At 71.5% G+C, this 13,724-nt stretch carries 11 protein-coding genes; 5 read left to right on the top strand and 6 right to left on the bottom strand.

Annotation, left to right across the window (positions count from 1 at the left end):
• Positions 1–85: 85 nt before the first annotated feature.
• From ACFYY8_RS19690 to ACFYY8_RS19680, 3 genes are all read right to left on the bottom strand, one after another.
• The gene (locus tag ACFYY8_RS19690) at positions 86–475 is read right to left on the bottom strand and encodes an STAS domain-containing protein (protein WP_390042736.1); all 390 of its coding nucleotides are present in this window, start codon (positions 473–475) and stop codon (positions 86–88) included.
• A gap of 128 nt (positions 476–603) precedes the next feature.
• Positions 604–1,356 (bottom strand): hypothetical protein, encoded by a 753-nt coding sequence (locus tag ACFYY8_RS19685; RefSeq protein WP_390042734.1) that lies wholly within the window; start codon positions 1,354–1,356, stop codon positions 604–606.
• Between the two features lie 134 nt (positions 1,357–1,490).
• Positions 1,491–1,793: an isoamylase early set domain-containing protein gene (locus ACFYY8_RS19680; protein ID WP_390042732.1), complete on the bottom strand. Its 303-nt coding sequence runs from the start codon at positions 1,791–1,793 to the stop codon at positions 1,491–1,493.
• Between the two features lie 308 nt (positions 1,794–2,101).
• On the opposite strand from ACFYY8_RS19680, the gene ACFYY8_RS19675 reads away from it, so the two are divergent.
• Positions 2,102–2,731: a uridine kinase gene (locus ACFYY8_RS19675; RefSeq protein WP_390042730.1), complete on the top strand. Its 630-nt coding sequence runs from the start codon at positions 2,102–2,104 to the stop codon at positions 2,729–2,731.
• Between the two features lie 47 nt (positions 2,732–2,778).
• Here ACFYY8_RS19675 and ACFYY8_RS19670 read toward each other — a convergent pair whose 3' ends face one another.
• Both ACFYY8_RS19670 and ACFYY8_RS19665 read right to left on the bottom strand, forming a co-directional pair.
• Positions 2,779–3,081, bottom strand: a complete 303-nt coding sequence (locus tag ACFYY8_RS19670; protein ID WP_390042728.1) for a hypothetical protein — start codon at positions 3,079–3,081, stop codon at positions 2,779–2,781.
• Positions 3,082–3,171: 90 nt separating this feature from the next.
• Positions 3,172–3,384: a hypothetical protein gene (locus ACFYY8_RS19665; protein ID WP_390042726.1), complete on the bottom strand. Its 213-nt coding sequence runs from the start codon at positions 3,382–3,384 to the stop codon at positions 3,172–3,174.
• 115 nt (positions 3,385–3,499) lie between these two features.
• On the opposite strand from ACFYY8_RS19665, the gene ACFYY8_RS19660 reads away from it, so the two are divergent.
• The gene (locus ACFYY8_RS19660) at positions 3,500–4,405 is read left to right on the top strand and encodes a hypothetical protein (protein ID WP_390042724.1); all 906 of its coding nucleotides are present in this window, start codon (positions 3,500–3,502) and stop codon (positions 4,403–4,405) included.
• 209 nt (positions 4,406–4,614) lie between these two features.
• A complete protein-coding gene (locus tag ACFYY8_RS19655) occupies positions 4,615–5,526 on the top strand; it encodes a helix-turn-helix domain-containing protein (protein ID WP_390042722.1) in 912 nt (303 codons plus the stop codon).
• Here the strand turns inward: ACFYY8_RS19655 and ACFYY8_RS19650 are convergent, their stop codons facing one another.
• The gene (locus ACFYY8_RS19650) at positions 5,527–6,333 is read right to left on the bottom strand and encodes an SAM-dependent methyltransferase (protein ID WP_390042720.1); all 807 of its coding nucleotides are present in this window, start codon (positions 6,331–6,333) and stop codon (positions 5,527–5,529) included.
• 209 nt (positions 6,334–6,542) lie between these two features.
• On the opposite strand from ACFYY8_RS19650, the gene ACFYY8_RS19645 reads away from it, so the two are divergent.
• Entirely contained in the window at positions 6,543–7,322 is a 780-nt protein-coding gene (locus ACFYY8_RS19645) for an SGNH/GDSL hydrolase family protein (protein WP_390042718.1), read from the top strand.
• A gap of 300 nt (positions 7,323–7,622) precedes the next feature.
• Positions 7,623–13,643, top strand: coding sequence for an amino acid adenylation domain-containing protein (locus ACFYY8_RS19640; RefSeq protein ID WP_390042716.1), 6,021 nt, complete (start codon positions 7,623–7,625; stop codon positions 13,641–13,643).
• Positions 13,644–13,724 lie beyond the last annotated feature (81 nt).

The raw sequence follows: 13,724 nt of genomic DNA, 5'->3' as shown, positions 1-13,724 counted from the left end.
CCCTGTGGGCTCGGCCTACCTGGCCAGATCACCCTAGGAAGCCGTACGGGACCCGCGACGTCGTCGTTGCCGTGTCACGGCCCTTTCATCGGCGAGTCTTTACCCGTTCGGGGGGGAGGGGAACGCTCTCCCCGAACACCCTCATCTGGGACTCCTGCACGTCCCGGTCGATGGGGAACGCGTCGGCCAGCCTGGTCAGTTCGAGCATCCGGCCGAGCACCCCGTGCACGCCCGCAAGACGCAGCCAGCCGTTGAGCTCGTAGGCCCGCCGCAGCGTCGTGAGCAGGGTCCAGATGCCGCTCGAATCACAGAAGCCGAGTCTCGTCGTGTCGATGATGACGCGCGACTGTCTCCGCGTCAGCACCTCGGTGAGCGTCTCCTCAAGCCGTGGGGCCGATGTTTTGTCGAGATCGCCGTCGAGCGAGACCACGGAGAACCGTGGATGGTCGTTCACGGTGACGGAAAGCCGTGTCATGATGCCCCGCTGTCTACCTCAGCCTGAGACAGCGCCCTTATGGGAGCCGTGCGAAGACGGAAACCACTCCAACCACCGTACGCCCATGGCTGAGGACAGTTCAACGGGCGGGGAGGAACGGCGGACGATCAGCGGACGGCCCGTCCCCGGCGGGAGCCCGCGTAGGCGGCGAGCCGGGTCGCCTGCAGCCGCTCCGAGGGCCGCAGCGCGGGGTGGCTGTTCAGGACCGGGTCGAATCCCGGCAGATCACCGGCCTGATCCGGCAGGGGAGTGTGGACGCTCAGCCGTACCAGGGGACGCCTGTCCGCGCCGTCGACGCCGAGGGTGAACTCCAGCGGCGCCTCCCCGAGGAGGGCGGGTACGGCGGGCACTCCGGCGGCCGGGCCGTACCCGACGGCGAGGAAACGCAGCGGTTCCCCCGCGCGGTCGTAGGCCAGGATCGTCGAGTAGACCCCGGGGACGAAACGGCGCCGGGGCAGGGGCAGCAGGCCGGGCCACAGCGCCGAGCACAGCAGCAGGTCGAGGTCGCCCCCAGCCCCGCCCGCCCCGGGCAGCCGTACGGCCAGGCCGAGCACGTCGGGCAGGGGAGCGGGCAGGAGGCCCGCCCTGGACAGGCGGACCAGCGCGGGGTGGTCACCGGGTCCGTCGAGGGCGGGGACGCCGAACATCGGATGGTCCAGCGGGCGGAGCGTGGCGTGGAAGGTGACGCCGTCCGCGAAGACCGCGCGTTCGCCGCGCGCGGCGGCGAGCCCTCGCGCGAGGGCCCCGGCGGCGGCCCTGAGGGTGGTTCCGGCAGCGGATCCGAGGGTGGTTCCGGTGACGGGCCCCGTGATGGGTCCCGTGGCGGCGCCGGCCGCGCGGCCGGTGTGGGTCGTTCGCATCCGCCTCCCCTGTCGTCGTGCCCACCGTTACGGATACCCACCGGTCGGGCGTGAAACAGGCGGGACGTGTGGGGGGAGGCCGTCTCGCCGGAGGTGACCGTGGAGACGGCGAGGTCCCGTCGTACCGTCCGTCTCTAGGCGTCGGCGAGCTGTCCGGCGGGGTGGAGGTGGCCTCCCTGCTCGTCGTGGTGGTCGGCGTCCGCGTCGTCGAACCAGACCCCGCCGTCGGCGAGGTAACGGAAGCGGATCGGCTGCTGGGACGGGACGGTGAGGGTCACCTGGTAGGTGCCGTTCTCCTTGCGCTCCATCGGGTGGGCGTAAGGGTCCCAGCCGTTGAAGTCGCCGACCAGTGAGATTCCGCCGACGGCCCGGTCGAGCGGCACGGTGAAGGTGAGTCTGACCTTCCCGTTCTTGGTGGGCTTACCACGCTTGATCATCGAGTCTCTCCTGACATCACTGTCTCCGTAGGTAACCGACCGCGATCGGCCAGGCGGCACGGGCCTCCGCCGCGGCCCGTCTGTGGGCCGCGATCAGGAAGCCGACATCCGGGTCACGGCTGGCGGTAACGATCCACATGGATGGTTACCGCCAGTCATCGACCGGCAACATGGGGTGGTGAGTTTTGGCCGGGCTCACGTCTGACCTTGACTGGATCGTGATGCTTGAGTGGTTCGGGTTAACCTGCCGATGCTCATGGGGATGGTCGGCGAAGTCCGTGGTGCGGACGGTTCGATAAAGATGTCCCGTGGACATCACTCCTATCTCACCGTCACACCTCGTCGAGGACCTCGCCGACCGGATCGCCGCGGGACCCCGTGCCTCCTGGGTGCGGGTGGCTCTCGACGGCGCGCCCGCCGCGCACCCGGAACGGCTGGCGGAGGAGCTGGTCGCCCCGCTGAGGCTGCGCGGGCGTGAGGTCATGCGGGTGTCCGCCGGTGACTTCCTGCGCCCGGCGTCGCTGCGCTTCGAGTACGGCAAGACCGATCCCGACGCGTTCTACACCGACTGGCTCGACGCCGGGGCCCTCGGCAGGGAGGTGCTCGGCCCGCTGGAGCCGGGGCGCTCGGGGAGGGTCCTGCCCACGTTGTGGGACGTCAGGACCGACCGGGCGACGCGTGCGCCGTACGTCACCGTGCCGCCGGGCGGGGTGCTGCTGCTGGACGGCGCCCTGCTGCTCGGCAGGGGGCTCGCCTTCGACCTGACCGTGCACCTGTGGCTCTCGCCGGGCGCGCTGGCCAGGCGGACGGAGGAGGGGGCGCGCTGGACGCTGCCCGCCTACGAGCGTTACGAGCGGGAGGTCGGGCCGGTCGGCTCCGCCGACGTCGTCGTCCGGATGGACGACCCCCGGCATCCCGCGCTGGTCGGGCAGAGGTGAGACGGGGTGGGGGCGGGCGGCGGCCGGCCGCCCGCCCGGCCGGGTCGTCAGACTCCGGTGCGCGAGGGCATCCGGCCCTCGGCGTAGCCCGCCTCGATGAGTTCGTCGCGCGTGCCGTGCGTGTCCCTGGAGGAGATCTCCGGGCCGTGGGTCTCTTCGATGCGCAGGGCCACGCCCAGCGCGAAGAAGGTCGGCGCCCACTGGCCGACGAAGATGCCCCAGCGGTCGGCGCGGTCGACTCCGGCGTGCTCGACCGAGCGGGACGCCAGCCAGGACGCCACCGACAGGCCGATCGACGCGAAACCCGCGGCGTACATCGTGCCGGACTTCACGCCCATCTTGCGAAGCATGTTGATCATTGTTCCCCCCGATGAGTGTTCGCTGGTATCGGTACCCTTTCGGGTTTTGTGTAACCAAATGTCCTGGTCGGGGGGTGTGCTCTAGAGGTCGCCGACCTGTTTGAGCAGGCTCTCCCGCCGTTCCTCAAGCTCGTCCGCGAGGGCCTCCTGCTGGTCGGCCATGGAGATCAGCGCCGACCGGTCCATGGCGTCCGTCGGGCCGAGGTCGCCGACCTGTTCACGCAGCCCGGCGACCTCGGAACGCAGCCTGGCCAGGTCCTCTTCGACCTGGCGGAGTTCATCGTGGATGCTCATCCGCTGTCCATACCCCCATCCGGGGGGCCGATTCCACGCCCTACTCCACGGGGCGTAGCCGACGGGCCCTCCCCGGTGGGATTCCCGCGCCGGGGAACCGGGCGAGGCTTGGGCCATGCGCCCTCATCAACGGTTCTGGTACGGCGTCGCGGCTCTGCTGCTCGCCGGGAGCGCCTTCCACCTGGCCGTCTACGCCGTGGACGGCGGTGGCTGGGCGGGGCCGGTCTCCTGGCGCAAGCCGATCCTGTTCGGTTTCTCCTTCGGCCTGACGCTGGCCTGCCTGGTCTGGGTCACCGGCAGGCTCAGGCCGCCTCTCGCGCGACCCCGGCTGCTGCTGGGCGCGCTCGGCACGGCCTGCGTGGTCGAGGTGGCGCTGATCGACCTCCAGCGCTGGCGCGGGGTGCCCTCCCATCTGAACTTCGGCACCCCGTTCGACGCGGCCGTCTCGGCCGTGCTGGCCGTGACGGCGTTCGCCGGGTTGATCCCGCCGATCGTGGTCGTCGCGGTCCGGGCCTTCCGGGGGCTCGACGCCTCGCCGAGCATGAGCCTGGCGATCAGGGCGGGGCTGGCCGTACTGCTGCTCAGCCAGGTCGCGGGCGGCGCGCTGATCGCCAACGGCAGGGTCATCGGGCTCCCGCCGGACCAAACCGACCTGTCGATCCTCGGCGCGGCCGGTCAGCTGAAGGTCCCGCACGCGGTCACGCTGCACGCCTTGCAGGCGCTGCCCGCCCTCGCGGCGCTGCTCACCCTGACCTCCTGGGGCGAGCGGGCCAGGACGCGCCTGGTCGCCCTGGCCGTCGCGGGGTACGGCGGGCTCGTCGTGGTGAGCGTGCTCCAGGCCGTCCAGGGGCTCGCACCGGCCGACCTCACCCCGCTCTCGGGGGCCGTACTGCTGGCGGCCGTGGCGGCGCTCGGTGTCGCGGCCGTGGCGGCACCGGTACGGCTGGACGCGCGCCGGGTCAGGGCGCTGGTCAGGTCGACGGCGGGGACATTGGTCGGACGAAACGCCCGAAATGCATAGAACGCATGGAATATGCGAGGTTCGTACGGCACGTGAGGCTTAGGGATTAACGAAAAAGGCGAACGCTTTCGAACGCCACCTTAAGTCTCCATTAGGGAAAGATCCCATGTCATCCAGATATCCAATGTGTGGACAAGGCTGCCAAAGTTGTACTATCCGCGTCTGGAACAGAAGCCGTTGCACCGTCCTCGGGTGACAGGGAGCAAGCCATGGGCATACAGCATGCCGAAGACGGTGCGATGGGTGGTGTCCTCGCCTACTCGGGCGGGGGCAGTCCGACCATCCTGAGAATCCTCCTCGGCACCCAGCTGCGGAGGCTGCGCGTGGCCAGGGGGGTCTCCAGGGAGGACGCCGGGTACGCCATCCGCGCCTCCCACGCCAAGATCAGCCGTCTTGAGCTCGGACGGGTCGGCTTCAAGGAGCGCGACGTCGCCGACCTGCTGACCCTGTACGGCGTGATCGACCCCGCCGACCGGGACCCGCTGCTCGCGCTGGCCAGGCAGGCCAACGCCCCCGGCTGGTGGCACAAGTACGGTGACCTGCTGCCCGGCTGGTTCCAGGTCTACGTGGGCCTGGAGGAGGCCGCCTCCGTCGTCAGGAGCTACGAGGTCCAGTTCGTCCCCGGACTCCTGCAGAGCGCCGACTACGCCCGCGCGGTCATCATGCTCGTCCACGGCACCGCCTCCGCCGAGGAGATCGACCGCCGGGTCTCCCTCAGGCTGGCCAGGCAGGAACGGCTCGGCAGGCCGAACGCGCCCATCCTGTGGGCCGTGGTCGACGAGGCCGTGCTGCGCCGTCCCATCGGGGGACCGCAGGTCATGGCCGCCCAGCTCGACCACCTGCTCCGGGTCACCGAGCTGCCCAACGTCAGGCTGCAGATCATGCCCTTCCACCGGGGCGGGCACGCGGCGGCGGGCGGCCCGTTCTCCATCCTGCGCTTCCCCGACAAGGACCTCCCCGACGTGGTCTACATGGAGCAGCTCACCAGCGCGCTCTACGTGGAGAAGCGGGAGGAGACCGACCACTACACGCAGGTCATGGACAGCCTGTGCGTGCAGGCCTACTCGGTCTCCGACAGCAGGCGCTTCCTCGGCGAGCTGCGCGAGCGGCTGCCGTACTGATCAGGCCGGTTCCGCGCCGCCCTTCCTGGCCACTCCGCCGAGCACGATCATGCTCGTAGGGCGGGACGGCATCCGGGGGTGCCACGTCGTCACGTCGACCAGGCCCGGTTCGACCAGGTCGAACCCGTCGAAGAACGGCAGGATCTCCTCGTGCCGTCTGAGGGCGACCGTGACCGGCCCGCCGGCGAGCGCGGCGCGGGCCCGCGCGACGGCCTCCTGGTCGCCCTCCGCGCTCGGGTGGCTGATGGCGAGGAGGCTTCCCTCGGCCACACGCTCGCGCAACGGTCCGAGGACCCGCTCCGGCGTCTCGCCCGGGAACAGCTGCAGCACCGAGAGCAGCAGCACGCCGACCGGTTCGCCGAAGTCGATGAGCCGCAGCAGGTCGGGGTGGTCCAGCACGGTCTCGGGGCTCCCGAGGTCGGCCCGGATGGAGACCAGCAGGGTGTCGGTGGCCAGGAGCACGTCGTTGTGGACCGAGACGACGGGGTCGTTGTCCACGTAGACGACCCGCGCGTCCGGGTGGGTCTCGCGGGCGACCTCGTGCACGTTCGGTGAGGTGGGGATGCCCGCGCCCAGGTCGAGGAACTGCCGGACGCCCGCCCGCGCCATGTACTCGACCGCCCGGCTGAGGAAGCTCCGGTTCGCCCTGGCCAGCACGGGATAGTCGGGCATCTGGGCGACGATCCTGTCGGCGTACTCGCGGTCCGCCGCGTAGTTGTTCTTGCCGCCCAGGACGTAGTCGTACACGCGCCCCACGTGGGGGGTGCCGGCGTCGATGCCGTCGGGCGGGGACTGATCGCGGCTCACGCGGCGAGTGTAATCACCTCATCCCCAAACGATCTAGGGCGTCTCCGGGGTCTGACCTTCCTTACCGATCCGTGAGGAAGCAGTCGTTCCGCTTGTCAGGATTCGGGAAGCGGCCCACATTCTGAGCACCGGAACCGACGAATCCGCAGCTCAGGAGGCCTGGTTTGTTCGCCCCCCGTCGTTTTCTAGCTGTCGCCCTCTCTCTTCCCGTGGCCCTCGCACCCGCCCTCACTCCGGGTGTGGCCACCGCCCGGACCCGGGCGCCGATCACCTCGATGGCCTCGCTCGGCGACTCCATCACCCGTGGCTTCAACGCCTGCGGCTTCTACCTCGACTGCCCCTCCCGATCCTGGTCGACGGGGTCGTCCTCGTCGGTGAACAGCCTCTACCTGAGACTGAAGGAGAACAACCCCGACATCGTCGCGCACAACGACGCCAAGACGGGGGCCAAGGTCGCCGAACTGCCCGGTCAGGCCGAGAAGGCGGTCTCCCAGGGGGCCGGATACGTCACGATCCTGATCGGGGCCAACGACGCCTGCACCCCCTCCGAGGAGGACATGACCTCGGTCTCCGACTACGAGGCCGCCTTCCGTACGGCGCTGCGGACCCTGAGCGGCGGCCTGCCCGAGGCGGAGATCCTCGTCGCCAGCATTCCCGACGTCCGGCGGCTGTGGGAGGTCGCCAAGGACAAGACGGCGGCCCGCGTGGCCTGGGCCACCCTGAACATCTGCCAGTCGCTGCTCGAACGGCCCCGCTCGAACGACCCGGAGGACGTGGCCAGGCGTGAGCGGGTGCACGCCAGGGTCGCCGACTTCAACCTGGTCGCGGAGAAGATCTGCGCCGAGTACCCCACCTGCCGCCACGACGCCGGGGCGGTCTTCGACCGGCGTTTCGAGCTGTCCGACATCAACACCTGGGACTACTTCCACCCCAACGCCGGAGGCCAGCGCCTGCTCGCCGAACTGATCCACCCGGCGGACGACCGGTGAGCCGGTGGGGCGGCCACACACCGTGACCGGCCCGACGGTCTGACCGTTCCGCGCCGAGGCGAGGGCGTTCCCGGGGGAGTCATATTCCCCGGGGGCGCCCTCGCCGCTGTCAAAAGGCGTTCTTACTGGAAAGTGTCTTTAAAGTTAGTGCCGATTCGTCAATGCGGCACACCAGCACGGAGAGAGAAAGCCCTGCAAAAAGGGGGCTTGTAACGCTCCAGCAACGCGTGGTTCACTGTCGCCGTCTCGGCAATTGTAAGTAAACTTTCCAGTAAGTGCGTCATAGTTGGGTGGTAAGCCATGGAACAGATCCAGCCGCTCTCCTACGGGCAGGAACGGCTCTGGTTCCTTCACCGCTTCGACCCCCGCGACCACTCCTACAACACCTGCCACGCCTACCGGCTACAGGGTGAACTCGACGTCCCCGCTCTCGAAGCCGCCTTCGCGGCGGTCGTGCGAAGGCACGAGACCCTGCGCACCCGCTTCGACGAGATCGACGGCAGGCCCGCCGCCGTGGTCCTCCCCGCCGGGACCGTGACGATCGACCGGTTCGAGGCCGACTCGGAGGAGGAGGCCAGGCGAATCGTCGCCGAACGGGCCAACACCCCCTTCGACCTGTCCGCCGCGCCGCCGGTGCGGGCCTCGCTCGTCCGCCTCGGCGCGCGGGACCACGTCCTGGCCGTGACACTGCACCACATCATCGCCGACGGCGCCTCGGTCATCGTGCTGCGCGACGAACTGGCCCACCACTACGCGGGCCGCGACCCCCTGCCGCCGCTGGCCCTGCAGTACGGCGAGCACGTCCGCGAACAGCGCGCCAGACAGGACGAGGCCGACGTGGCCGAGTGGGCCGCGCGCCTGTCGGGTGTCCCCGCGCTCGACCTCCCCACCGACAGGAAGCGCCCCCCGCAACGCAGCGGCGACGGCGCCGAACTGGTCTTCGGCCTGTCCCCGGAGCTGGTCGCGCGGGTCTCGGAGTTCGCCCGCGCCCGGCGGGCCACGCCGTTCATGGTGCTGCTGACCGCCTACCAGGTGCTCCTGTCACGGCACAGCGGCCAGACGGACTTCTGCGTCGGCACCCCCGTCGCGGGCCGCGACAGCACCGAGCTGGAACCGATGATCGGCTTCCTGTCCAGGATGCTCATGCTGCGGGCCGACCTGTCGGACGAGCCGTCCTTCGACGAGGCGCTCAAGCGCACCCGCAGGACCGTCATCCAGGCCATGGGCGCCTCCGACGTGCCGCTCGAACGGCTGCTCGGCGAACTCGGCCTCGAACGCGACGCCAGCAGGACCCCGCTGTTCCAGACGATCTTCGCCCTGCACACCCAGAGCGGCGAGGTGAGCGAGGGCCCGCTGCCCGGCCTGCGCGAGGAGTCCTTCCCGCCCGGCTGGGCCGCCGCCAGGACCGACCTGTCCCTCGACCTGTGGCCCCTGCCCGACGGAGGCCTGTCCGGCTCCCTCGTCTACAGCACCGACCTGTTCGACCGGGAGAGCGCGGAACGACTCGCCGCCCGGCTGCCCGTCCTGCTCGCCGCGGCGCTCGACGCGCCGCAGACGCCCGTCGGCACCCTGGACATCCTGCCCGACGGGGAACGCCGGTGGCTGCTGGACAGGGCGAACCCCGCCGAACGGCCGAGCGAGACGCTGGCCGACATGTTCCTCACCCAGGTGGCCGCCCGGCCCGACGCCGTCGCCGTCACCGCGGAGAACGGTCCCGGTCTCACCTACGCCGAACTCTGCGAGAGGGCGACCGCGCTGGCCGTACGGCTGCGCGAGGCAGGCGTCGGCAGGGGATCGCTGGTCGCGGTCCGGGTGCGCAGGGGCCCCGGCACGCTGGTCGCGCTGCTCGGCGTCACCCTGTCCGGCGCGGCCTACCTGCCCGTCGACCCCGCCTACCCGCAGGCGCGGGTGGACTACGTGACCGAGGACTCCGGCGCCGCGCTCGTCCTCACCGATGACGACCTGCTCGACCTGCCCCCGGCGGACCCGGCCGTCACCCTGCCCCGTCCCCACCTGGACGACACCGCCTACGTGCTCTACACCTCCGGCTCGACCGGCCGTCCGAAGGGCGTGGCCGTACCGCACTCCGCGCTGGCCAACACGCTGCTGGCCATCGGCTCCCTGGTCGGCGCCCGCCCCGAGCACGCCTGGCTCGCCCTCACCTCGATCGCCTTCGACATCTCCGCCATCGAGCTGTACCTCCCGCTGGTCACCGGAGGCAGGGTCGTCGTCGCCGAGGACGCCAGGGACGGCACCGCGGTCGCCGAACTGGCCCGCGGGGCCGGGGTCACCCACGTCCAGGCGACGCCGTCCGGCTGGCGCGTCCTGCTGACGGGCGACCTGCCGAAGGTCACGGGCGTGACCGCCGGGGAGCCGATCCCGCCGCAACTGGCCAGGGAACTGCGGTCCAGGACGAACCGCCTGATCAACGGCTACGGCCCGACCGAGACGGCGATCTACTCCACCACGTGGGACATCCCCGTGGAACCGTACGAGATCGTGATCGGGCGGCCGATCGCCGGGCACACCGTGCACATCCTCGACCCCGCGGGCGGTCTGGCGCCGCTCGGCGTGCCGGGCGAGCTGTTCATCGGCGGCCTCGGCGTCGCCGACGGCTACCTCGGCAGGCCCGCCCTCACCGCCGAGCGTTTCGTGCCCGACCCGTACGGCGGGCCGGGTGAGCGCCTCTACCGCACCGGGGACGTGGGCCGCTGGCTGCCGGACGGGACGATCGAGTTCCTCGGCAGGACCGACAACCAGGTCAAACTACGCGGTCACCGGATCGAGCTCGGCGAGGTCGAGGCCGTCCTGGAGACCCACCCCGCCGTACGGCAGGCCGTGGCCACGGTGCACGAGGAGACCCTGGTCGCCGTCGTCGTCGCCGACCTTCCGGGCACCGGCGCCCTGCGGGAGCACATGGCCGCCCAGCTTCCCGGCTACCTGGTGCCGCAGTCGTTCGTCGTCCTGGAGGAACTGCCGCTGACCCCCAACGGCAAGGTCGACCGCAAGGCGCTGCCGGCGATCCTGACCGGCGCCATGCGGGAACCGGCCACCGCGGACACGACGCCGCCGCGCACTCCGAACGAGCGGCTGGTCGCCGAGGTGTTCGCCGAGGTGCTGGGGCGCGAGACGGTCGGCGCGCACGACGACTTCTTCGCCCTCGGCGGTCACTCGCTGCTGGCCACCATGGTCACCGCCCGGCTGCCGGTGCGCGTCCCGGTGCGGGAGGTGTTCACCAGGCCGACGGTCGCGGCGCTCGCCGAACTGCTGGACACCGAGGACACCGGCCTCGGCGACGTGCCCGCCCCCCGCCCCGAGGGGACGACGCCGCCGCTGTCGCCCGGGCAGGAACGGCTGTGGTTCCTCAACCGGTTCGACCCCGCGGGCAACGCCGCCTTCAACATCAACCTCGTCCTGCGGCTGACCGGTTCCCTCGACGTCGAGGCGCTCGGCAGGGCCTTCGACGGGGTCGTCGCCCGCCACGAGACCCTGCGCACCCGGTTCCCCGAGGTGGACGGCCAGCCGGTCGTGGTGATCGACCCGCCGAAGCCGGTGGAGATCGAACGCCTCAAGGGGGACGCGACGACAATCGTCCCCGAGCGGGTGAACACCCCCTTCGACCTCACCGGGGAACCGGCCGTGCGGGTCACGCTCATCGAGCAGGGACCCGACGACCACGTCCTGTGCGTGGTCGCCCACCACATCCTCGGTGACGGCTGGTCGCTGAACATCCTGCGCGACGAACTGGCCGTGCTGTACTCGGGAGGCTCGCTGCCCCCGGTGCCGCTGCAGTTCGGCGACCTGGTCGTGTGGCAGCGCGGGCGGGACTCCTCGAAGCTGTTCGACTACTGGAGCGCCCAGCTGGCCGACCCGACCCCGCTGGCCCTGCCGACCGACCGGCCGCACGCGGTCGGCGGCACCAGGCACGGCGCCGTCGTGGGCTTCAGGCTCGACCCGGCGGAGGCGGACGCGCTCGTCGCGATGGGCCGCCGCAGGGGCGCGACGCTCTTCATGACCCTGCTGGCCGCCTACCAGGTCCTGCTGTCCCGGCACAGCGGCCAGGACGACATCCTGGTCGGCACCTCGAACGCGGGCAGGGACACCGTCGAGCTGGAGTCGGTCATCGGCTACATCACCGACGTCCCGGTGCTGCGCGGCGACCTGTCGGGCGACCCGACCTTCACCGAGTTCCTCGCCGCGACCCGCGCGACCGTGCTCGACGCCTTCGCCAACCAGGGGCTGCCGTTCGAGGAACTCGTCGGCTCGCTCCAGATCGAACGCGACCTGACCCGCACCCCCGTCTTCCAGACGATGGCGGTCCTGCACACGGAGAACTCCGGGCGGGTGCCCAAGCCCTTCCCCGGGCTGTCGGCGGGCCAGTTCTCCGGGGGCCGCGCGCAGGCCAAGTTCGACCTGATGCTTGAGGCCTGGCACGACGCCGGGGACCTGTACGTCGAGCTTGAGTACGACACGACGCTGTTCGAACGGGCGACAGCCGAGGCGTACGCCACCCGCCTGGAGACCCTGCTGCGCGGGATCACCGCCGACCCCGACCGGCGCCTGTCCGAGCTGCCCATGCTCACCGAGGCCGACGAGACCTTCCTCGCCGCCGCCTCGCGCGGACCGGTGCCGCCCGCCCCGGTGCCGGTGTCCGAACTGCTCGCGCGGGCCGTGCGGGAGCGCGGGGACGCCCCGGCCGTCGGCTGCGCCGGACGGGTCGTCACCTACCACGAGCTGGACGAACTCGCCGAGAAGGCCGCCGCGGGCTTCGAGCGGGGACGGATCGCCGTCGTCCCGGTCGACCGCACCCCGGAGGGCGTCGCGGCGCTGCTCGGGGCCTGGCGGGCGGGCGCCGCCTACCTGCCGCTCGATCCGGCGCTGCCCGAGGAGCGGCGCGCCTTCGTCGAGGAGGAGATCGAGGGAGTCGCGGCCGAGGGGGTCGCCTACGTGATCTACACCTCGGGCTCCTCGGGGACGCCGAAGGGCGTGCTCGTCGAACACGACGGCCTGGCCGCCCGGGTCGCCTGGATGACCGGGGAGTACGGCCTCGGCCCCGACGACCGGGTCGTGCAGTTCGCGACCCTGAGCTTCGACACCCACGCCGAGGAGATCTACCCGGCGCTGGCGGCCGGGGCCCGTCTCGAACTGCTGCCCGAGGGGGCGGTGACCCTGCCCGACCTGCTCGCCACGCCGGAGGGGAGCCGGGTGACCGTGCTCGACCTGCCCACGGCGTACTGGCACCACCTGGTCGGCCAGATCGACGAGATCGCCTGGCCGCCCGCGCTGCGGCTGGTCATCCTGGGCGGGGAGGAGCTGAAGGCCGACGCGGTCGCCAGGTGGCGCGAACGCTTCGGCGACCGGGTACGCCTCGTCAACACCTACGGCCCGACCGAGGCGACGATCATCGCGACCGCCGCCGAGATCGCCGGGCCGGGCGCGCGCGTGGGGGAGGCGGGGGAGCGGCCCCCCATCGGGCGGCCCATCGGCGGCGTCCACGCCGCGATCCTCGCCGAGGACGGCTCGCTCGTGCCGCCCGGCGCCCCCGGCGAGCTGTGCCTGGGCGGCGCGGGCCTGGCCAGGGGCTACCTGCGGCGCCCCGGCCTGACCGCCGAGCGCTTCGTGCCCGACCCGTACGGCGGGCCGGGTGAGCGCCTCTACCGCACCGGCGACCGCGCCCGCTGGCGTCCCGACGGGAACCTGGAGTTCCTCGGCCGGATCGACGACCAGATCAAGGTGCGCGGTTTCCGGGTCGAGCCGGGCGAGGTCGAGGCGCGCCTGCTGGCCCACCCCGCCGTACGGCAGGCCGTGGTCACCGCGGTCGAGGACACCCTCGTCGGATACGTCGTGGTGGCCGAGGACGGGGAAACGGACCCGGTGGCCGAGCTGCCCGGCTTCCTCGCCGGGAGTCTGCCGCCCTACCTGGTCCCCTCGGCGTGGGTGACGCTCGGCGAGCTGCCCCTGACCCGCAACGGGAAGGTGGACAGGAAGGCGCTGCCCGCGCCGTCCATCGACCGGCGCGCCCCCTCGGTGCCGCCGAGGACCGACGCCGAACAACTGGTCGCCGAGGTCTTCTGCGAGGTGCTCGGCGCCGCGGAGGTCGGCGCGCTCGACGACTTCTTCGCCATCGGCGGCCACTCGCTCCTGGCCACCCGTGTCATCGCGCGGATCAGGGCCATCACCGACATCGACATCCCGATCCGGGCGATGTTCGAGAACAGCACGGTCGCCGGTCTGGCCGGTCTCGTCGAGGAACTGCTCCTGGCGGAGATCGCCGGGCTCTCCGACGAGGAGGTCGCCCGCCTCGCCCAAGGGGTCTCCTGACCGGCCGGGACCCCGTCCACGGAAAGGCCGCCGCCCGGCCCGGCGGCGGCTTTTCCGCACAACCACAGCAAGGAGCATCCC

The organism is Streptosporangium sp. NPDC001559, from assembly GCF_042893955.1.
Classification (GTDB): Bacteria; Actinomycetota; Actinomycetes; order Streptosporangiales; family Streptosporangiaceae; genus Streptosporangium.
The sequence above is the reverse complement of the archived record's forward strand: the minus strand, read 5'-3'. Positions and strand labels throughout refer to the sequence as shown.